This window comes from Streptomyces sp. RKAG290 (genome assembly GCF_023701695.1).
Classification (GTDB): Bacteria; Actinomycetota; Actinomycetes; order Streptomycetales; family Streptomycetaceae; genus Streptomyces.
The window spans coordinates 1-20691 of record NZ_JAJOZC010000004.1; the positions used below are offsets into that span (position 1 = coordinate 1).

Sequence of the window (20691 nt, forward strand, 5' to 3'; positions counted from 1 at the left end):
CCAAGTGCGGCAAGGACGACCTCGTCTCCCGCATCGGCTTCAGTGGCGCCCAGATGGGCACCGAGGTCGGCAAGCGCGCCGCCGAGGAGTACAAGAAGGCCGGCTGGAAGGCTTCCGACACCCGTGTCGTCTCGGCGTGGAAGCAGGACGTCACCGTCTGCGGTGACCGCGTCAAGGCCGCCAAGAAGGCCTTCGACGCCTCGGTTCCGGGCGTGAAGACCATCAACGTGCCCACCGACAACACGCCCACCGGCGCCCAGGACAAGATCGCCGCGACGATCACGGCGAACTCCAAGGTCAAGAACTGGGTCGTCTGGGGCTGCAACGACGAGAACACCATGGGCGGAGTCACCGCCCTGCAGAACGCCGGGGTCGGTCCCGACCACGTCATCGGCGTCGGCCTGGGTGCCTACCTCGCCTGCAAGGAATGGCAGACCGACAAGAAGACCGGCATGAAGGCCGCCCTCTTCATCAACGGCAAGGACGTCGGCGCCCTCGCCGTCCAGACGATGTACGACAAGCTCAAGAACGGCAAGGACTTCCCGAAGGAGGCCTTCGCCCCCACCACGATGATCGACCACTCCAACTGGAAGTCCTCCGGACTCACCTGTAGCTGACCCGGCCCGGTCCGCCCGGCCCGTGGCCGCACCCGGGGTGCAGCCACGGGCCGTAACGGCACCGCCCCCTGCCTTCGCGGCACAACTGACCACACTGCGCGCCATGCCTTCGAGGTGAATCGACACATGACAACAACACCCCACTCGACAGCCGGCCCAGACCCTTCCGACGGACCACCCGACGCCGAAACCCAGTCGGGTCCATCGGCATATCGGGCGTCACCAAACGGTTCGGTGCCGTGCAGGCGCTCAGCGGGATCACGCTCGACTTCCCGGCAGGTCAGGTCACCGCACTGATGGGCGAGAACGGTGCGGGCAAGTCGACCCTGCTCAAGATCCTCACCGGCGACCACCAGCCGAGCGAAGGGCACGTCGTCCTCGGCGACGAGAGCGTCACCCTCGACTCCCCCGCCCGGGCACGCGCGGCCGGAATCCGGATCATCCCGCAGGAACCGGAGATCATCCCGCACATCTCCGTCGCCGAGAACGTCTACGCGGGCGCTCTGCCCCGCAAGGCCGGCAGGCGCTTCGACCGAGCCGAACTGCGCCGCCGGATCCACGCCGATCTGACCCGGCTCGGCTTCGCCGATGTCCTGGACCCCGACCTCCTCGGCTCACAACTCACCCCGGCCCAACGCCAGCTGGTCGAGATCATGCGCGCCCTCACCGGCAGCACGACGGCCCGGCTGATCGCGTTCGACGAACCCACCTCCTCGCTGGCCGAGCACGAGGTGGACGCCCTGTTCGCCCTGATCCGGCGACTGCGGGACCAGGGCATCGCGATCGTCTACGTCTCGCACCGCATGCAGGAGATCTTCCAGCTCGCCGACCGGATCGCCGTGCTGCGCGACGGCAGCCTGGTCGGTGTCCAGCAGGCAGACACGACGAACGAGGCAGAGCTGGTACGCCTCATGGTGGGCCGCGACCTCTCCACCATGTTCGTCCGGCAGCGGGTGGCCACCGACCGGCTGGTGCTCGACGTCAAGAACCTCACCACCGACGACGTGCAGGACATCTCGCTGCAGGTCCACGCCGGTGAGGTGGTCGGACTGGCCGGACTCATCGGAGCGGGACGCTCCGAGCTCGCCCTGGCGCTGGCCGGCGATCAACCCGTCCACAGCGGCAGTGCCACCCTCGAGGGCACAGCGCTGCCGAGCGGCCGCCCCGGCGCGGTGATCCGGGCCGGACTCGGACTCGCACCGGAGGAACGCAAGGCCCAGGCCCTCTTCCTGCAGCAGTCCGTACGGGCCAACATCTCGCTGGTCGTCCTCAACCGGCTGCGGCGCTCGCGCTTCGTGCGGCGGTCCGCGGAGCGGGAGCTCGCCCAGCACTACACCGACCGGCTCCGGGTGCGCACACCGTCCATCGACCACGAGGTGCGCAAGCTGTCCGGCGGCAACCAGCAGAAGGTCGTTCTGGCCCGGTGGCTGGCCCGCAAGCCGAAGGTCCTGATCCTGGACGAGCCGACCCGCGGCATCGACGTCGGCGCGAAGGCCGAGATCTACCAGATCATCGCCGACCTCGCCGCCGAGGGCGTCGCCCTGCTGGTCATCTCCTCCGAACTCACCGAACTCCTCGGTCTCGCGGACCGGGTCGTCGTCATGCAGCAGGGCCGCATCACCGGCGAGCTCAACCACGACGAGGCCACCGAAGAGTCCATCCTCGCCCTCGCGATGGCCGACGACATCATCAGCACCCGTACCCCGGAGCCTCTTCATGACCACCACCAGCGCCCCCTCCCCAGCAGTCAAGGAACCGTCACAAGGCCCGGCCTCCTCCCGGCCGAAGCTGCTCTCCCGCATCAGCGGGCAAAACATCAGCCTCGTCGGCGCGCTGATCCTCGTGCTCGTTCTGTTCGGGATCCTCAACGACAACTACCTGAGCCTGTCCAACATGCAGGTCATCGCCGAGGCAGCCACCATCACCGGCCTGCTCGCGATCGTGCAGACCGTCGTGATCATCTGTGGCGGGCTCGACATCTCCGTCGGTTCGCAGACCGGTGTGGCGTCCGTGGTCAGCGCCATGGTCTTCACCAGCACCAACACCAACGCCTTCCTCGGCATGGCCGCCGCCATCGGCGTCGGCCTGCTCATCGGCATCCTCAACGGCCTGATCATCGTCTACGGCCGGGTCAACCCGACCATCGCCACCCTGGCCGGACTCGCCGCCTACAAGGGGCTCGCCCAGCTCCTGTCGGACGGCCGGGCCCAGGGCTACGTCCTGAACAACGACTTCTTCATCTTCCTCGGCCGCGGGAAGATCGCCGGACTTCCCGTCATGGTCTGGATCCTCATCGTCGTCGCCGTACTCGTCCATCTCCTGCTGAGGTACACGGACATCGGCCGCAACGTCTACGCGATCGGCGGCAACGACACCGCGGCCCGCCTCGCCGGCATCAACATCAACAAGTACCTGATCTGCGTCTACGCCCTCATCGGCATCGTCGCCGCCATCGCCGGCATCCTGCTGACCGCGCGCACCGGATCCGGTCAGCCCACCTCCGGCAGTGAAGGCCTCGAACTGAAGGCCATCACCGCCGCCGCGCTCGGCGGCGCGGCCCTCAAGGGCGGCAAGGGCGGCATCGGCGGCACCCTCCTCGCCGTGGCCCTCCTGGGAGCCCTCGAGAACGGCCTCACCGTCCAGGGCATCAACTCCTTCTGGCAGAACGTCGCCCAGGGCGCCCTGCTGGTGGTCGCCGTCGTCATCCAGCAGCGCCGCAGTGGCGAGCGAGCAGTGGGACTCCCGCACTGACCTGTTCGTGCGTGCAGTTCACTCCCGGCCGCTGTAGCCACCGCGTGCGCGACAGCGGCCGGGAGCCGTCCGTTCGGCGGACGCGCGCCGACGATCACGGAAACAACGCAACGGACCGTCAAGTCATCGCTACACACCGTGCGATGTGAGCAAAAGAAGTACCACTTGTGAAGAGATTCGTCCCATGCGGATTGATCTGGTCACAGCATGGTCACTAAGGTCGACCTCGAACCTTCGCACGATTGTTCACCCATCCGGGGTGGCAGTGAAGGCCCGCCGAGTCCGTGACGTGTACGGAGCCGGGATTCACGTCCCCCCACAGCCCGGTAGGCGGCTCGAAGAAGGAGCTCGCCTTCGTGGCGTCCCACCGTCGTCCCAAGAACCCGAGCCGCACCCGCGTGACCGTGCTCACCGCAACCGCCGCCGCGGCCGTGGCCCTCACTTCCCAGGCCGCTCACGCCGACCCCAAGCCGACCAAGAGCGAGGTCAAGGCGAAGGTCGACAAGCTGTACCACGAGGCGGAGGAGGCCACCGAGCAGCACAGCCTGGCCAAGGAGAAGCAGGAGAAGCTCCAGAAGCAGATCGGCGCGATCCAGGACAAGGTGGCCCGCGGTCAGCAGGAGCTCAACACGCTCCGCTCCGGCCTCGGTTCGCTCGCCGCGGCGCAGTACCGCTCCGGAGGCATCGATCCCTCCGTGCAGCTCCTCCTCGCCTCGGACCCGGACAGCTTCCTCGACCAGGCTTCGGCCCTGGACCAGTTGACAGCCAAGCAGGCTGAATCACTGGAGAAGATCCAGGAGAAGCAGCGGTCCCTCGCGCAGGAGCGCAAGGAGGCCCAGGACAAGCTGAAGGACCTCGCGGACGTCCGCAAGACGCTCGGCGAGAAGAAGAAGAAACAGCAGGCCAAGCTCGCCGAGGCGCGGCAGGTGCTCAACACCCTCACCGCCGCCGAGCGCGAGAAGATGCGCCAGGACGACGTGCGCGCCAGCCGTGCCGCCGGCGACCGGGTCGAACTCGGCAACGAGGTCCCCGCATCCGCTCTCGGAGCCGCCGCCCTGCAGGCCGCCGATTCCCGGGTGGGCAAGCCGTACGTCCGCGCCGCCACCGGGCCCAACGCCTTCGACTGCTCGGGCCTGACCCAGTGGGCCTACGCCCAGGCCGGTGCCCAGATAACCCGCACCACGTACACCCAGATCAACCAGGGCACCCGGATCGCGCGCAGCCAGCTCAAGCCGGGGGATCTGGTCTTCTTCAACAACACCACGCACGTGGGCCTCTACGCGGGCAACAACACCGTGCTGCACGCCCCGTACCCGGGCGCCTACGTCCGCTACGAGTCGATGAACACCATCGGCGGCTTCCAGGCCGCGGTGCGCATCTGACCCACCCGATGCACGGGCGGCGCCGGCGACATCTCGTGTCGCCGGCGCCGGCGCCTCGGCACATCAGCCCGGCCAGGTGCCTGTCAGCCGTCGTGTGGCCACAGCGCCGAGCGCTGGACCGTGGCCTTGACCACACCGAAGATCACGCCCTGGATGGCGGCCGCGATCAGGATCTGCTGCCAGGACCGGTCCTCGTCCGTGGCATCGGGGGCGTCACCATCGCCTTCGATGATCTTCCACGCCTGCTTGAACGCGGCCCCGGCTATCCACCCGCTGGCGGCGCCCAAAGCCAGCCCGACCGGCGTGTAGGCGATTTTGGACGCCTTCATCAGCGGTTCCCGCGGCTGCGCCGCACCAGCAGGAAGGCGGCGATGAGCACACCGCCCGCAATGATCGGCGTGCGGTTTGCCCGCGCGATCGTCGCGACCTGGCCGGCCTTCTCGAGCAACGGATCGGGAGCCTTGTCCGCCGCGTAACGCCCGGCCCTGGCTGTGCTCTCACGCACCTGGGCGGCGGCCTGCGCCGTCTTCTCCAGGACGGGATCGGGTGTCCTGTCCTTCACCAGCTGCGCGGCCTGCTCCGCCTTCTCGCGGATCTGGTCCGTGGCCAGCGCGGCCTTTTCGGCGGCCTGCTCCTTCACAGCGGCAGTCTTCTCCTTCGCCTGCGCCTTGACGTCGGCCTTTGCCGCCAACGCCTCGACGGTGTGCCCGAGTTCGTCGCGGGTACGCTCCACCTTCTCGCGCAGCTCGTCGGGGGTGGGTGTGCGTCGGGATTCCTCGCTCATCGGTGTGCCCTTTCCTTGATCTCGGCCACGTCGGCCTTGACGCTGTCGATGGTCTGCTCGGGGGCGGGGGCGCCGGCCTTGGCGATCTGGCTCTTCCCTGCCAGGGCGCTCACTGCGGCCACTGCCGCCAGCACCGCCGTGACGACGAGGGCCGCCGCCCACACGGGCAGCGCCAACGCGAGAACGGCGATGCAGGTCGCCACGAGAGCCTGGGCTGCCAGGATGCCGAAGAGACCGGCGGCGCCGAACAGGCCACCGCCCTTTCCGAAGCGTTTGCCCTTCTGGGCCATTTCCACCCGGGCCAGCTGCATCTCTTCGCGGACCAGCTCCGAGATCTGCTGCGAGGCCCGCGAAACCAGTACGTTCACCGAGTCGTCGCCCTCGTGGGTCTGCCGCTGCGCGCCGCTCATGACGAGGTCACCCGGCCTTCCTCGGTCTCCAGGGCTCGGATCAGCACGAGCTGCTGCCCCTTGGCGGGCTGGTGCCGCACCGCGAAGGGAGCTGCCATGACGGAACCTCCTCGTTGAGAAATGCGTGTCTCTGTCATCGCGCGACTACCCAGCAACTGCCCTGGTACCGCCTCACGCGCAAACGATTGACAGCGGAAGGCACTGCCGCGGGCGTAGGGCCGTCAGGATCGGGCCGACGGTGACGTTCCGGTGACGGGGCGCCCGAGACGACATCCGAGGGGTGGTAAGTGCCCTGTGAATCGTTCGACGACCCCCAGCAGCGGGTCCCGCCCGCTGCCGCTTCGCCATGGTGGGAGCGCGACTTCCGGCGGCAGCTCGCCTGAACGTCCGTGATTCGATCATGGGTTCGCGGGTACGTGCGGCAGACACCGCACGTCTTTACGGCACTTGCACGACATGTCCTGTCCGGCCGGGGGCCGCTCGAAGCCGCCGGTCAGTGCATCGGGGACGGAGACCGACCGCGCCCCGCACGGAAACAAACGGAAGTACCTGTCGGGGCCGCGACGTGACGGGCGTTCGGCAGTTCGCCACAACCAAATGGAGAGGCCAGACGTGGTTGTCACCACCACCGGCGCGGTGTATGCGTGCCTCGGCATCGGCGTCTTCCTCGCCGCGGTCCTGCCGAGACTGCTGTTCCGCCTGCCGGTCTCCGTCCCCATGGTGTTCCTGGCAGCGGGTACGGCCACGTACCTGCTCCCCCTGCCCCTTCCCGCGGTCGACCCCGTCACGGACCGGATCTGGGTGGAGCATCTCACCGAGCTCTGCGTCATCACGTCACTGATGGGCGCGGGTCTGGCCATCAACCGTCCGTTCGGATGGCGGCAGTGGTCCACGACCTGGCGGCTGCTCGGACTGGCCATGCCCCTGACGATCGGCGCCACGGCGCTCGCGGCCTGGTGGCTGCTCGACTGGCCCTTGTCCGTCGCCCTTCTGCTGGCTGCCGTGCTGGCGCCGACCGACCCGGTACTCGCCTCCGAGGTGAGGGTCGGCGAACCGACGGATGCCGAGTACGACGAGGACGAGGTGCGCTTCGCCCTGACGAGCGAGGCCGGCCTCAACGACGGGCTCGCCTTTCCCTTCGTCCTCGCCGCCGTCGCGCTGGCGGCGGCCGGCGGCGGCTGGTCGACGGACTGGATCTCGCACTGGGTCCTGAGCGACGTCCTGGTCAGGATCGGCGTGGGCCTGGCCGTCGGGGCGGGCGCCGGAGCGCTGATCGGGCGGATGGTCTTCCGCTCCGACGCGCGGTCCCTCCGGCTCTCCGAGAACGGCGGAGGCTTCGTGGCACTGGGAGCGACGTTCGCCTCCTACGGCGTCACGGAGTGCCTGCACGGCTACGGCTTCCTCGCCGTGTTCGTCACCGCCTGTGCCATGCGCAGGTCCGAACACGGCCACGGCTACCACAAGGTCCTGCACGAGTTCACCGACCAGATCGAACGACTGCTGATGGCCGTCCTGCTCTTCGGAGTGGGTGCCTACGTGGCGACGGGCGCCCTGAGCCACCTCACCTGGCGGGGCGCCGTCGTGGGCCTGCTCCTGCATCTGCTGATACGGCCGGCAGCGGGGTGGTTCTCACAGCTCCGCGGACTGGGCGGGCGAAAGGAACGTCTGGTCACCGCGTTCTTCGGTATCCGCGGGATCGGCTCGCTCTTCTACCTTGCCTACGCCTGCGGGGAAGGTGACTTCCGGGCGTACGAGAGCGAGATGTGGTCGGTGGTGATCTTCACCATCCTGGTGTCGGTCCTCCTTCACGGCGCCTCGGCACCTCCGGTCATCGCCCACCTCGACAGGCTGGGCGACAACACGTCGCGCAGCCCGGCCGCCTGACGCAGTGTCGGCTCCGCTCATGAGTTCTTCCGCGGTCGCCCACGAGCGGCTCGGACCGACGAGTCCGTTCTGCAGGCGGACTTGAAGACGCCCGGCACGGCCGGTCACGCCGCAGCGGCCCGGCCGCTGCGGCGTGACGTACGTCCACCGCCCGGTGGGAGCGGCTTCGGGGTCAGAGCACGGTGAGGACGCGCGGGCCGTCCCGGGTGACGGCGATGGTGTGTTCGATGTGGGCGGCGCGGCTGCCGTCGATCGTGCGCAGCGTCCATCCGTCGGGGTCGGTCCGGTACTCGTTACGCCCTCCGGCCATGAGCATGGGTTCGATGGCAAGGGTGAGGCCGTGGCGGAGGGGGAAGCCGCGACCGGGCCGTCCGTGGTTGGGGACGTGGGGGTCCTCGTGCATCCGGCGGCCGATGCCGTGGCCGCCGAAGTCGGCCGGCATGCCGCAGTCGACGGTACGGGCGACGGTGCTGACGGCGTGCGCGATGTCTCCGATGCGGTGGCCGACGGTCGCGGCGGCGATTCCGGCGTCCAGCGCCCGCTGGGTGGCGGCGATGAGTTCCAGGTCGCCGGGGCGGGGGGTGCCGACGGTGAAGCTGATCGCGGCGTCACCGGTCCAGCCGTCGAGTTCGGCTCCGCAGTCGACGCTGACCAGGTCGCCGTCGCGCAGGCGGTAGTCGCCGGGGATGCCGTGCACGAGGGCGTCGTTGACGGAGGCGCAGATCACCGCCGGGAAGGGCGTGGGGGCGAAGGAGGGCTGGTAGCCCAGGAACGGAGAGCGCGCCCCGGCCTCGTCCAGGACGGTGCGGGCGGCTTCGTCGAGCTCGCGCAGGCTCACCCCCACGGCCGCCGCTCCGCGTGCGGCCGCGAGTGCCTGGGCCACGACGCGTCCGGCTTCACGCATCATCTCCAGTGCCGTGTCGGTCTTGATCTCCACCATGTGCCTTGACTCCCTGCGATGTGCCGTCAACCAATACTTATACCGGTATTAGTATCACGGACATGGTGGAGTCCTGATGCGAGTCCTTCTGAGCCCGCAAGAGCCTCGACGAGGGCGAGCGCCTCGGCGGCCCGGGGCGCCCACATGCCGCCCGGACGTCGACGACCGCATCATTCGGCGCATCGGCACCGACCACGGAACGACCGGCCGGGAGGCCGGCGGCCTACCGGCTCCGCACCGCCGTGCACGACATCGGGTTCGCCCCGTTCCGGCACCGCACGGCGTCGACCGGGCTGCCGGCATCCCTCGTACAGGCCGAATGCGTACGGTCAGAGCTTTTCCGTCAACAGCTCGTGGACCGTCGCGATGAAGGGGTCGGTCCTGTGCACCCGCCGCGTGCACATGGCCGCCAGGGCGGTGCCGGTATCCGGGCGGAAGCCGAGGAACATCTGCTGCCCGAGCGTGGCTCCCGCATGGAAACAGACCGGCCCGCGCTCCGACGGATGGCGGAACCAGGTCAGCGTGTGCGTGTGGGCGTGCCCCAGCCCGCGCCGGAGCAACGGGCGCCGCACGTCTGCGAGCGCGGCGGCCAACGGGCGCGTGGGCGCGGTGGCTTCCGGGAGATGCGCCTCAAGGAACGTGAGCAGGTCCGTCGGTGTCGCCCGGACCGCGCCGGCGGCGGTGAACCCGCCGGTGTCCAGCGCGGGCAGCGGCCTGCCGTCGCGCCGGTGCCCCACGGCGTCGCCCGCCGACGTACCCGGGCGCAGCCGCGTACCGTCCAGCCCGAGCGGGCCCAGCACTTCCTGCTGGAGCAGCTCCTCCCAGGGCGTGCCGGTCGCGGCGGCCAGGGTGTGCCCGAGTACGGAGACCGCGAAGTTCGAGTAGTGCCAGCGGGTGCCCGGCCGGTGGCGCGGGCGGGCACGGAGGAAGGCCCGGACGATCCGGTCGGCCGGGTAGCGGCTGTACGGCTCGGTGGTCCACCGGGGCAGCGCCTGCGGGTAGAAGTCGGCCGGCAGCGCGCGGAGGCCGAGGTGTGGGTGATCAGATGGCGAAGGGTGATGGCGCCCACGGCGGGATGCACCGGATGGCCAGGTGCCAGCAGTTCGGCTGCCGAGTCCTCGTACCGCAGACGGCCCGCCGCGACGAGTGCGGCCAGCAGCAGTCCGGTGAAGGGCTTGGACGCGGAACCGAGCTCGTAGCGAAGGCGGTCCCCGCGCACGCCCTCGCGCGCATTGCCGGCCACGTCTGCGGGCACGGCTGCGGGCGCGGCACCGGACGCGCCTTCGGACTCGTCGTCGGACATGGCTGCGCGCGCGCCACCGGACATGCCGTCCAACACATCGCCGGAAGTGGCTGCGGGCACGTCGCTCCCGCCGAGCTGGAAGGTGCGGTGGCCCCGGTGGCTGAGCGCGATCACGAGGTCGGGTGCGTCGATGGTCCGGGCAGCCTCGGCCAGCAGCCGGGCCCTCGCCGCGTCGTCCTGGGACGGACGGACGGACGGGGCCCGGCGGACGTCTTGCGGGGCCGTCACGCCGGGGCCGGGGCGGCGAGATCCGACAGGGCGCGGGACAGAGCCAGCGCCGAGGCGAACGCCGCCACCAGCGTGGGGTGGTAGACGAGGTCGAAGACGGACTCCTCGTCGCCCTCCGGCATGGCGCCCATCACCGGCATCGCCCCGTCCGGCTGCTGGGCCCCGGCGAACCCTGCCCAGGCGGCCGGGTCCAGGGTCGGCTCCGGCAGGCAGGCGTCGACGACGAGCAGCTCGCCCAGCAGGTCCCAGCGGCCCAGGTCGAGCCAGTCGTCCAGCCACACCGGCAGCCAGAGGGCCAGGTAGTCCGCCACGTCGGCGGGCAGCCCGGCCGGATTCGCGCCCCAGTCGGTCAGGTGGAAGACCGTGTGGGTGATGTCGTAGCCGATGTTGCCCTCGACCGTCCAGGGCTCGGGCCGCCGGGACAGCCAGGTGCGCCGGTACGCCTCGTCGACGGGCACGCTCGGCTCCACCCCGAAGCGGCGCTCCATGGCGCTGAGTCCGAGCCGGCGCACCGGGACGACCTCCAGCGCGCCCCAGCTGCTCAGGCCGTGGTTCAACCGGACGGCCGCTTCCAGGGACGGCTCCCGGAACCCCAGTTCCCGGAAGGGTACGTAGACCTCCATGGGAACCGGGCAGAGCGGTTCGCGCCGCTGACCGTCGACCAACCGGCTTCCCGAGCCCAGCAGTTCGTGCCAGGCGTGGTCGAGGAGCTTGCGCGCCAGGGCGGCCTGCCGGGATCCGGCGACCCCTTCGCGGAAGATGACCTTGCTGATGAGCGCCAGTTCACCGAGTGGCTTGAACCGGTCCAGGACACCCACCTCGGGAGGCGGGTCGTCGTCCAGCCGGAAGCCTGCCCGATGCTCGTACAGCCACCCCAGGGCCCGCGCGCCCACGTCATGGATCTGCTGGATGCCGCTCATGCGGCAACTCCCTTCGTGCGACTGGTGCGGGGCAGGAGGCCGGCGCGGCTCATACCGCGGCCCCGGTGTCCGCTGTTGCGGCATCCGCCCGGTGCGCGGTCAGCCGCTTGAGGGACAGCGCGGCGGCGAACGCGGTCACCAGGGTGGAGTGGTAGCAGGCGAGGAAGGGGTACGGGTCAGGCTCCGGACCCGCACCGCCCGGCGGGGCGACCTCCGGCGGGGCCTCCGGCTGAGACGCCTGCGCCGGAGAGATCAGCGGGCCTGTCTCCGGTACCGCGCCACTCGGGGCCTGCGCGGCGGCGAGCGCCGGCCACGCGGCGTCCAGCAGGTCCGTGGGAGGCGGACCCGGCAGGGCCGCCGCGACCGCGAGCAGCTCGCCGGTCAGGTCCCACTGCCGGCTCTCCAGACAGCCGTCGACCCAGGGCGGCAGCCAGGCCCGCAGATAGGCGTCGATGTCGGCGGGCATCCGCTCGGGGACGCAGCACCAGTCCGTGATGTGGAAGACGGTGTGGGTCAGCGCGTAGCCGGAGGGCCCCTCGAACATCCACGGTTCGGACAGCCCGCCCAGCCAGGTGCGCGCGAGGACCGCACCGGCATCGGCGTGCGGGGCGGTGCCGACCCGCCGCTCCGAGTTGATGAGTCCCAGCTCCCGGTTGGCGTGCTGCTCGGTGTGGGCCCAGCCCCTGGTCACGGAAAGCGTCCCGGCCAGGCGTTCGAAGCCCTCGTTGCGCAGCCCGTACCCGGCGAAGGCCGCGTAGATCTCGTACGGGTACGCGGCGAAGGGTTCACCGCGCAGCAGCTCCAGCAACAGGTCGCCGGCGTGCACCTGGTCCCACGCGAACGTGATGAGGTCCCCGGCCGTCCCGTGTTCCGGGGTGCCCGGGGTGGTGCTGCGGCAGATCGTGGTGCAGAGCTGGGCCAGTTCACCGAGGGGCTTCAGCGTGCGGTTGACCTCGGTGTGCGGCTCCAGTACGTCCGGGGGAGCACGAAGCCCGACCGGTGCGCGTGGGCCCAGCCGAGCGCCTGCCGCAGCACGCGGGGCAGGACGGACATTGCCGCCCCCGCCGTGCCGCCGGGGGCGGTGGCCGCCGGTGCCGTCACCGCGCCCGCCCCTCGGCCATCAGTCGGGCCGCCCGTACGTGCAGCGCGACGCGGGGGTCCGGGCCGCCCATGAGCTCGACGAAGTCGAGTCCGCGTTCCAGGCCCAGGCTGTCGGGCCGGCCGTCCAGTGCGGCCAGCCAGCGGCCGGCGCCCGCCGCTTGGAGCCAGTTGCGCCGCCGCACCGCACGCACGAACCCCCGGGACAGGTCCACGACCCGGTGGGCGGCGGCCCGGTGCACGGCCGACGAGGCGGCCGGGACGGCGAGCGGGGCCAGCACGGAGAGCTGATGGGTGAAGGCCTGCCAGGGAGCTCCTTCGAGCCACGCCGCGTCCGGCTCGCCGGCACCGGGTCCGAGTCCGCCGACCGGCGGCTGTCCGGGGGTGGTGGCCGGCGCCGTCCGGTGCAGGGCGGACATCATGCCCCAGTGACTCCAGGCCGTGGCGTCCGAGGCGTCGGGCCGGGGCGGGAATTCGAGCACGGCACGGTGGAGCACGGCGATGTCTCCGGGGTGCGGATTGCGCCCGTACAGAACACTGGGCAGAAGCAGATCGGCTCCGATGACGCGTACCGCGGCAATTCCTGTCCGGTTGTCCTCGTCGATTCCGGCGGCGCCGCAGACCGTGGCGAGGTGGTCCCCGCTCCGAAGAGCGAGGACCACCTCTGTTGCCAGGTCATGCACGGCACCCGCGAGGGGGGACGAGGCATGTGACTGGTCCATTTGCTACCGACTAGCCCTTCTTCGGGCGCGGGGTCGGCGGCGAGAGCAGCAGTGCGGAGCCGCCTCCGAGGAGGGCGAGATACGCGCACTCGCGGGAGTCACGGTAGAAGCCTTCGGCCTCGCCCGGGTTGAGCGCCGCGTCGAGGTCGAGCTCGATGTCGGTGGCAGTTGTTTCGGTGGTGTACATGGGTGTTGCCCGTCCTGTGGGAAGTGGGGTTGCCGTACGTACCGAGTGAAATACATGAAATGTATAGCCGCAAATCGGAGAGGCCGGCCAGCGGGGAAATTTCTTCATTCAATTGAATGGCGCATTCATGCGTCCCCAGCAAGGCGTTGGCCTGGACAGCGCCCATTTCACTCACTCGAACGGTCGGTGGCGCGCCGGGCGCATCCAGCGCCATAGAGGGCGTGAAAGCGAGCGGTCGATAAAAACGTGGGCGGGGTGCGATGGGCGGGGTGCGATGGGCGGGGTGCGATGGGCGGGGTGCTCCTGCCGCACTCCCGCGCGGGCAGACTGGGGCAGTGAACCCTGCGCGCCCCGAACTCGCGGCGGCCGCACCGCCCCGCCGCCCGGTCCCGACTCGCGAGGTCAGTGGCCGGGAGCAGCCAGGCCGCGAAGCCTCTCCCGACAGACGGAACCGGGACGTGGCCCTTCGGGCGGCACAGGCGCAAAGGCCGGAGGAACGGATACCAGCTCGGTGAACTTTCCCGACTGCCGGAAAAAGCGTCGACGCCCAGCAGACCATGGATATTCACCGGGACTTGCGGCTGGAAATACGGTCGACGTGGACGACCCGCTGCGGAAGTTCACACCGTCTGGGGAGACTCCGTGATCACCCCGTCGAGCGGCGGCAATCTACTCGTCACCCACCACCGTCCACCGCAGATCCACCCTCAGGGATTCCGTCACTGGCGGCATCGGCGAGACCTAGGCCGGAGCCGCACGACCACTGCTCCCCCGCCCGGTGAAGCTCGCCCTCCACGCTGCGTGAGGATGGGGGCAGCTATATTCGGCATATTTCTGTTCCGACGATCGGAGACAGGAGCCTTTTTTCTGGATAAACGAAAGATATCGAGACCGGGGAAATTGGCACACCATAATTCGAACACGCGAAATCGCACTGTTCACCGAGACGTAAGCCTTGATAAAGGCGACCCAGCGCGGCAAATTATCGGTTAGCGGTCTGGTCTCGACCGTTCATGACGGGCCGAGCGGCTTACTGACGGGCCCTTTGTGGTGTGCTTGAGAACGTGCCCGGCGAGTTCAGCGACCCAGGCACCGTCACGGAGCTGACCGTCCGACTCGATTGCTGGCGTCACGCCGATGCCCGGATCGTCAGCACCGCCTGGTGGACGGCATCGGTGATCATCATCCCGACGGAACACGACAGCCACTCCCTGGCATGGAGAACCGGTTGACGAACTCGCGGTGCCACCGCCGGAGTCGGGCTGTCCCGCGAATGCCCCCTCCTCGGGCTGGCGCTCCTGTTGAGCGTGTCGCTCTGAAGTCGCCGGCCGACGGGCTGGTGTGACGGTTCCGGGGTGCTCACGCCGGCCGTGGGCGGCAGCTGTGGAGTGGCTCATCTGCCAGCGGTTGACTTCGACGTTGGTCAGGACGAGCAGAGCACGCAGGAGGGGGCGATCGATGCTGAACTCCCCGCCGTGATCGTCTTCAGTGGAGGTGTCCCTCGGGCTGCAGTCGCTGGGCCCCGCGGCCGGTCCGCAGGTCTTCTCCAGGAGTGTGAACGACTTGGGCGCACCGCCCGGCTGCGGTTTACCGGCCTTGTGGCCGACGACTTGGTAGCCGGCGTCCAGGTAGTAGGAGTTCAGCCGCGCGTTGCCGGCCAAACAGTCCAGACGCACGAACGCCCGCCCTGCCGCGGCAATGCGGCGCTCCGCGGCCCGCAGCAAGAACCGCCCCGTCCCCGGCTGGGCGTTGTTGCGGTCCACCATCAGCCGATGCACGTAGCCGGCCACCGGTGGCTGTGGTCCCCAGGCGTCCTCGTCCTCCCACCACACCTCCCACGCACCCGCCACGCGGTCACCAGCCTCGGCGAGCCAGACCTCACCACCGGTCATGGCCCTGCGGAAGTGGGCCTCGTCGAGCTGACCGGGCTGCCACTGGCCGGTGACGCCATGGGTGAGCATCCAGTGGGCGGCCTCGTCACGCAGTCGGACGAGAGCGGCAAGGTCGGTCTCCTCGGCGAGGCGGAAGCGCAGATCGTTCACGTCGAGATCCTCGCACGGGCTCGCACGCGCACTCGATGGCAGTGGCCAGGTTGATGCGGAGGTCGTTGTCTGCACTGCCGACGGCGCCTGCCTTCCAAGCCGGGCGGACACTCAGGCCTGGTGGGAGACCTATAGACGAGTAGTTCCGATGTACCGGATGGCCGAAGGGGGCGTGGGACCTGCACGCTACGTTGATCACATGACCTACGCAGAGAGCAAGATCGTGCGCATCAGGCCGCAGCAGTTCCACGGGACCGTCGGCGTGGAGGATTGGCGTGTCGTGGGCGAGGGAGCGTGTGCGTACTTTCGTACCGCGTCGTTCGCGGTCGGCGCCCAGTTCGTGCAGGCGATCAGTGAGATACCCGGTGTTGGGGAGGAGCATCCGGACGTCGACGTGCGGCAGGAGGGCGTGACCGTACGGCTGATCACGGTCACGGGTAACTACTACGGGCTAACCGAACGGCACGTGGAGCTGGCCCGGCAGATCTCGGCGGTGGCTCGTACGTTGGGCATACCGGCCGATCCGTCGGCCGTGCAGACCGTCCAGGTCACTATCGATGCCCTCGCAGGTCCCGGCGTGGTGGCGTTCTGGCGTGCCCTGCTCGGCTACCGGGACCGTGTGCGGGCAGCGGCGAGGACCTGATAGACCCGCGCCGCCGTGGGGCACCGTTCTACTTTCAGCAGATGGACGCACCGCGCCCCCAGCGCAACCGGGTACACGTCGATGTGTGGGTGCCCTACGACCAGGCCGAGGCCCGGATAGCCGCCGCGCTCGCGGCTGGTGGCCGCCTGGTGAACGATGCCGACGCGCCGTCGAACTGGGTGTTGGCCGACCCCGAGGGCAACGAGGCGTGCGTCGGCGTAGCCGGCCCGCCCGAGCCGACCACCGACTGCCCGTGAACGCTTCCTGCGTCGCGACGGTGGCGAAGTTCCTCCCGTCCAGCAGCTTGCGTGTCTCCTCGTTGAACAGCTCTGACACAGCCTCGCCCCTCTGCTCAGCATTCTTGGAATCGCTACTTACACAGAACCGATGCGAAGGCTGGATCCTCCCGCTGACGCATGAGGGGGCTGGACTTCCCGACGTTGCATGGTGATCTTTTTGGTGGGGCCGCAGCGGGAACGGGTACGTCACCGCTGTGCGGAGACTCAAGATCCTGTGGTGGCCGCAAGTCACCACGTAGACCGTCCCCGCTGGCAGGCAGCATTCGTGGGCGCGCGGCCAGGGCTTCGCCTGAAACCTCACCGCAGGCGTGATGCCTGCGTGGGTGCAGGAGACAGCGAGGACGTAGCCGGTCCGGCAGTCTTCCAGGGAGGCCGCACGTGCGGGTTGTCACCGTAGACCTCGTCGCCCGCGACCCGGCGCACGGGGGTTCCCCGCGTTCAGGCCTCGCTCGACCGCGCAGGCCGCGAGTTGGGGCTTGTCGGCAAACGTCAGATCATCGGGGATGCCCGCGCTACGGCAGCGGTCCGGGTACAAGAATGAGGAGAAGGTGACGTCAGGACCAAGACGAAATTCATCAGCCGCGCAATCGTGAGAGGCGCCGGATGAAGAGTTTCTCCAAGTTTCGGCCGCCGGCAGCGAAGGCCGTTGCCCTCGGTTCGGCGGGGTTTCTGACGCGCTGTCATAGGTGGTCTGTGTGGTGCTATTTCGAATCCAGCCGCCCCAGTGGGTGGGAATCCTCGGCCAGGGCGGTTCGGGCTGCCGCCCAGTCGGCGTCGGCGATGCCGGTGACGTGGCGCAGGTAGGCGAGCGTGACCTGCTGGACCAGGGCGACGCGCTCGGGGCTCTCGTCCGTGGTTTCCGCCGCCTCGTAACCGGAGATGCCACCGAGGAAGTGCTCACCGCCGAACAGGGTGAGCAGGTGCTTGTCGCCGGAGCTGAGGGTGTACGGGTCGGTCGTCCAGGCAGCTCCCCGGGTGGAGAGCGGGAGTTCGTCCCTGTCCCCGGCGACCACCAGTGCCGGCGCGGTGATGCGGGAGAAGTCCTGGCCCCGCAGCCAGGGCAGGTTCTGCCGGGCGAAGGGGGTCAGGCCGTCTCCGCCTCTGCCCGCTGTGGCCAGCAGGATGGCCGCCCGGACCCGGGGGTCGGACATGTCCTGCGCGACGCCGGTCTGCGGGTCGACGACGCGCAGACCCACCAGAATGCCTGCCGTCTGCCCGCCGAAGGAATGCCCGGCCGCGACTGTCCGACGGCGGTCCACTCGCCCGGCCAGGCCGGGAACGGCCGCCTCCAGCACGTCGAGCCCGTCGAGGATGCGCTTCATGTCCTCGACCCGGTGGCGCCACACCTGAGGCTTGCGGGGGTCCTCCCCTGCAAGGTGCAGCCTCTTGGAGTCGAGATGGGTGGCCTGCATCACCACGAAGCCGTGGGCGGCCCAGTGATCGACCAGTGGCGCGTAGCCGTCCAGGTTCGAGCCGAACCCGTGCGCGAAGAGAACGATCGGCAGGTCGTGCCCGGTGGCCGGAGCGGATACGCGTACGTGCAGGTCCGCACCGCGTTCGGGTGCGGGCAGTACGACCGGCTTGACCGAGACGACCGGAACAGGGGCCATGGCGTGGGCGACACCGGTCTGCACAGGTACGGGATTGATCATGAGGCTGCGCTCCATTCACGCCGTACGGGTTCTTGGGCCACGCGATCGGCGCCGGGGCGGGCGGGGCAGGCCCGTCCAGTTCGCCGCGCGAAACGCTTGCCGTACAGCCGGGGACATCTTCGGCCTCTCGTCGAGGCTCACGCGAGCTACGCTAAAACCTGACGTTGACGTCAGGGGCAAGTCATGCGGCGTGCGTCATGAAGGAGAGAAGATGCGCATCGGAGAACTGGCCGCCCGGACCGGCGTCAGCGTCAGGGCCCTGCGCTACTACGAGGAGCAGCACCTGCTGACGTCCCGACGCAGCCCCAGCGGCCAGCGCCACTACTCGGCGAGCGCGGTCGGCCGGGTCGAGCTGATCCAGCAGCTGTACGCCGCCGGGCTCTCGAGCAGGACGATCGTGGACCTTGTGCCGTGCGTCGTCGAGGGCACCGCCACGCCAGAGCTCCTGGAACGACTGGCCGCCGAGCGTGCGCACATCGACCGGCGCATCACCGACCTGACCCAGGCGCGGGACCGGCTCGACTCCGTTGTCCGCGCCGCCACCGACAACCTGGCCACGGGCCGGGTCTGCCGGCCGTAGGCCACCGCGTAGCGCGGCCTGCCCGACAGGCGCACACCGCCTTTCCCCGAGCATGGTGGGGAGGTGCGAAGAACGGTGCGCGCCATGGGCGCGGCAGACGTGGAGACGGTCTGGCAGCGGTATGTGCGGACGGCAGCCTGGTCCACATGGGCTCCGCAGATCCGGGCCGTGGAGGCGGAGGCCGAACTGCGGGCGGGGATGCGCGGCCGGGTGGTGCCCGTGGTGGGGCCGAGCGTCGCCTTCGTGATCGAGGCCGTCGACCATCAGGCCCGCACCTGGCGATGGCGGGTTCAGGTGGGTCCGGTACGGATGCGGCTGTGGCACTCCGTCCGAGCCCGCACGCCTTCCGGCGCGGAGGCCGAGCTGCACATCGACGGCCCCGCCCTGGCCGTCATCGCGTACGCCCCACTGGCCCACCGCGCGTTACGTCATCTGGTCCACGACTGAGCCGACGGCTACGACGAGCGGTCGGCTGCGTGGACGGAACGCGCGGCGCAGTCGTTCCGCCGCCGGGTGACGATGTCCCCTCGGCGGGCCTACGACTGCTGCCGGGGCGGCTGGTGGCGCCGTTGGCGGCCCTGGCGCCGCGGCGGTCGAGAACCTGGGGGGTGTGTCCGCCCCGGTAGTCGAATGGGCCGGCTGGAGTGGGCGAGGGTCATCGCCCTCGCCCAGCTCCCGCGTCTCAGGTGTACACCGCAATCGTCACCTCCTAAGAGGGCAGCTTCGCCTGCGAGCTCGCAGCTCCACAGGCGCGCGCCTCAGCGGTGCTCCTAGAAGTAGTGCTTGCGCCCACCGACCTTGCGCCCGCTCGCACCGAGGATCCACAGAACGGCGCCGACCACAACGAGCACGCCACCGATCGTCGTCAGCAGCGAAACGCCGACGAGCAGGCCGATTATGAGCAGAATAGCGCCAAGCAGAATCATTTCGGTTCCGATCTTTAGTCTCTTGAGCCCGTGCACACTTGCGTTTCACGGTGCTCTCTTCTCGCTCGACCGGTACATCCTGGCCGTTCAGGCCGCTGGATCCCTGTCTCGCTTCATCCTTGTGCCCAACAACTTCGCTTTCACGCAGACGGTGATGTCGAATCGCTTCCGCGTATGGACGACGACCTCGACCCAACGGTCTCTGTGGCTCCGCCGCGGATCGAGAGGGCGGACGAGGCGGCACGCAGGACACCCCCGCAGCACGTGGCCCGCGGGCGGAAACACGTCCGCGAGGCATGGGAATGATTTTGGGGTGAATGTGGACTGCATGACAGCAACCCTGATCTCAGAGTCGGCCGACGGGCCGGACGGCCGCGTACTGCGCCGTACCGCGGCCGAACGTTTCGCCCGCTGGGTGGACAGCGGTGCCGCGAATCTTCCGCTGCCGGGCTCGGGCGCGACACTGCGCCGGCTGAGAACGCTGCACGACTCGGGCGTGAGGATCTGTCCCTGGCACGTCTCGCCGAGGGCCACTCGGACGCGCGCGCGATCCTGCACGAGCTCGGTGCGCCCGTGCCTGCCCCGGGCGAGCGATGGGGGTCTGGGCGGCGCAACCCCCGGCTCCGTGCTCGACGCCCGCCGGGACAGCCGGGCCGGCTGGCGCCTCGACGGTGTGAAGGCGTTCTGTTCGGGGGCACACAGCTGCACTCACGCACTGGTGACCGCCGACACCGAGGACGGGCGCCGGCTGTTCGCCGTGGCCACCGACGATGCCGGCTGTTCCCCGGTGGAAGGTTCCTGGCAGGCGGTGGGCATGGCCGGCAGCGACACCCCCGAGGTGCGCTTCACCGACGTGCCGGCCCGGCCACTCGGGGCAGTGGATGCCTACCTGCGGCGGCCCGGCTTCTCGCACGGCGGGGTCGGGGTCGCCGCGTGCTGGCTGGGCGGCGCCCGCGGCGTTGCCGACGTACTGCTGCGAGCGGCGCGGCGGCGCGAGCCCGATCAGCTGCTGGCGGCGCACCTCGGGACGGTCGATGTCCTCCTGTACGGCGCGCAGTGTGTGCTCGGCAAGGCGGCCGAGGAGATCGACGCCACCCACTGGAGGACGGGAGCGGGCCATCGCACTGGCCTCGCGCGCCAGGGCTGTGGTGGCAGACGTCTGTGCGCGCGTCCTGGACGAGGTCGGGCGGGCGCTGGGCGCCGGGCCGCTCTGTCACGATGCCGAACATGCGCAGCGCGTGGCGGATCTGACCGTCTACATCCGTCAGCACCATGCCGAACGCGACCTGGCAGCCCTGGGGCACCCTCCTGGCCACGGCGGAC

The 20691-nt window shown here is 69.7% G+C and carries 16 protein-coding genes and 6 pseudogenes; 9 read left to right on the forward strand and 13 right to left on the reverse strand.

All coding sequences use genetic code 11. The features are described 5' to 3' along the window. The 4 genes and pseudogenes from LNW71_RS35030 to LNW71_RS35045 form a co-directional block, all read left to right on the forward strand. On the forward strand, positions 1–617 hold a 617-nt coding region (locus tag LNW71_RS35030), incomplete at its 5' end, for a substrate-binding domain-containing protein (RefSeq protein WP_250972273.1). Positions 618–913: 296 nt separating this feature from the next. Continuing rightward, positions 914–2026, forward strand: a pseudogene (locus tag LNW71_RS35035) (sugar ABC transporter ATP-binding protein); the annotation flags it as partial. Between the two features lie 307 nt (positions 2027–2333). Further along, on the forward strand, positions 2334–3368 hold the full coding sequence (locus tag LNW71_RS35040; protein ID WP_250972274.1) for an ABC transporter permease: 1035 nt from the start codon (positions 2334–2336) through the stop codon (positions 3366–3368). Between the two features lie 356 nt (positions 3369–3724). After that, positions 3725–4750, forward strand: coding sequence for a C40 family peptidase (locus LNW71_RS35045; RefSeq protein WP_250972275.1), 1026 nt, complete (start codon positions 3725–3727; stop codon positions 4748–4750). A 63-nt stretch (positions 4751–4813) separates the two neighbouring features. Here the strand turns inward: LNW71_RS35045 and LNW71_RS35050 are convergent. The 3 genes and pseudogenes from LNW71_RS35050 to LNW71_RS35060 form a co-directional block, all read right to left on the reverse strand. Then, a pseudogene (locus tag LNW71_RS35050) lies at positions 4814–5079 on the reverse strand (DUF4235 domain-containing protein). Then, complete coding sequence (locus tag LNW71_RS35055) at positions 5079–5534, reverse strand: DUF3618 domain-containing protein (protein ID WP_250972276.1); 456 nt, start codon at positions 5532–5534, stop codon at positions 5079–5081. Before LNW71_RS35055 ends, LNW71_RS35050 begins: the two are co-directional and overlap by 1 nt. Then, entirely contained in the window at positions 5531–5944 is a 414-nt protein-coding gene (locus tag LNW71_RS35060) for a phage holin family protein (RefSeq protein WP_250972277.1), read from the reverse strand. Before LNW71_RS35060 ends, LNW71_RS35055 begins: the two co-directional genes overlap by 4 nt. Positions 5945–6541: 597 nt before the next feature. Here LNW71_RS35060 and LNW71_RS35065 point away from each other — a divergent pair. Continuing rightward, positions 6542–7828: a sodium:proton antiporter gene (locus LNW71_RS35065; RefSeq protein WP_250972278.1), complete on the forward strand. Its 1287-nt coding sequence runs from the start codon at positions 6542–6544 to the stop codon at positions 7826–7828. A 172-nt stretch (positions 7829–8000) separates the two neighbouring features. Here LNW71_RS35065 and map read toward each other — a convergent pair whose 3' ends face one another. The 7 genes and pseudogenes from map to LNW71_RS35105 all read right to left on the reverse strand — a co-directional run. Further along, on the reverse strand, positions 8001–8768 hold the full coding sequence (gene map / locus LNW71_RS35070; protein WP_250972279.1) for a type I methionyl aminopeptidase: 768 nt from the start codon (positions 8766–8768) through the stop codon (positions 8001–8003). A gap of 329 nt (positions 8769–9097) precedes the next feature. Continuing rightward, positions 9098–10299, reverse strand: a pseudogene (locus tag LNW71_RS35075) (serine hydrolase domain-containing protein). Next, positions 10296–11219, reverse strand: a complete 924-nt coding sequence (locus LNW71_RS35080) for a hypothetical protein (RefSeq protein WP_250972280.1) — start codon at positions 11217–11219, stop codon at positions 10296–10298. Before LNW71_RS35080 ends, LNW71_RS35075 begins: the two are co-directional and overlap by 4 nt. 49 nt (positions 11220–11268) lie before the next feature. Next, positions 11269–12272, reverse strand: a pseudogene (locus tag LNW71_RS35085) (hypothetical protein). 44 nt (positions 12273–12316) lie between these two features. Next, on the reverse strand, positions 12317–13039 hold the full coding sequence (locus tag LNW71_RS35090; RefSeq protein WP_250972281.1) for a hypothetical protein: 723 nt from the start codon (positions 13037–13039) through the stop codon (positions 12317–12319). Between the two features lie 10 nt (positions 13040–13049). Further along, positions 13050–13226 carry a hypothetical protein gene (locus LNW71_RS35095; RefSeq protein WP_185092565.1) on the reverse strand — a complete coding sequence of 59 codons (177 nt, stop codon included), beginning with the start codon at positions 13224–13226 and terminating at the stop codon, positions 13050–13052. A gap of 1538 nt (positions 13227–14764) precedes the next feature. Then, positions 14765–15268 (reverse strand): annotated as a pseudogene (locus LNW71_RS35105) (GNAT family N-acetyltransferase); the annotation flags it as partial. A 199-nt stretch (positions 15269–15467) separates the two neighbouring features. On the opposite strand from LNW71_RS35105, the gene LNW71_RS35110 reads away from it, so the two are divergent. Then, positions 15468–15911: a 4a-hydroxytetrahydrobiopterin dehydratase gene (locus tag LNW71_RS35110; RefSeq protein WP_250972282.1), complete on the forward strand. Its 444-nt coding sequence runs from the start codon at positions 15468–15470 to the stop codon at positions 15909–15911. A 41-nt stretch (positions 15912–15952) separates the two neighbouring features. Further along, positions 15953–16168: a VOC family protein gene (locus LNW71_RS35115; protein ID WP_250972283.1), complete on the forward strand. Its 216-nt coding sequence runs from the start codon at positions 15953–15955 to the stop codon at positions 16166–16168. 328 nt (positions 16169–16496) lie between these two features. Here LNW71_RS35115 and LNW71_RS35120 read toward each other — a convergent pair. Continuing rightward, positions 16497–16739, reverse strand: a pseudogene (locus tag LNW71_RS35120) (transposase); the annotation flags it as partial. A 172-nt stretch (positions 16740–16911) separates the two neighbouring features. Beyond that, entirely contained in the window at positions 16912–17862 is a 951-nt protein-coding gene (locus tag LNW71_RS35125; protein WP_250972284.1) for a chlorophyllase, read from the reverse strand. Positions 17863–18073: 211 nt separating this feature from the next. On the opposite strand from LNW71_RS35125, the gene LNW71_RS35130 reads away from it, so the two are divergent. Beyond that, on the forward strand, positions 18074–18442 hold the full coding sequence (locus LNW71_RS35130) for a MerR family transcriptional regulator (RefSeq protein WP_250972285.1): 369 nt from the start codon (positions 18074–18076) through the stop codon (positions 18440–18442). Positions 18443–18526: 84 nt separating this feature from the next. Then, a complete protein-coding gene (locus tag LNW71_RS35135; RefSeq protein ID WP_250972286.1) occupies positions 18527–18889 on the forward strand; it encodes an SRPBCC family protein in 363 nt (120 codons plus the stop codon). Positions 18890–19212: 323 nt separating this feature from the next. On the opposite strand, the gene LNW71_RS35140 is transcribed toward LNW71_RS35135, so the two are convergent. After that, positions 19213–19368, reverse strand: coding sequence for a hypothetical protein (locus LNW71_RS35140; RefSeq protein WP_250972287.1), 156 nt, complete (start codon positions 19366–19368; stop codon positions 19213–19215). Positions 19369–20691 lie beyond the last annotated feature (1323 nt).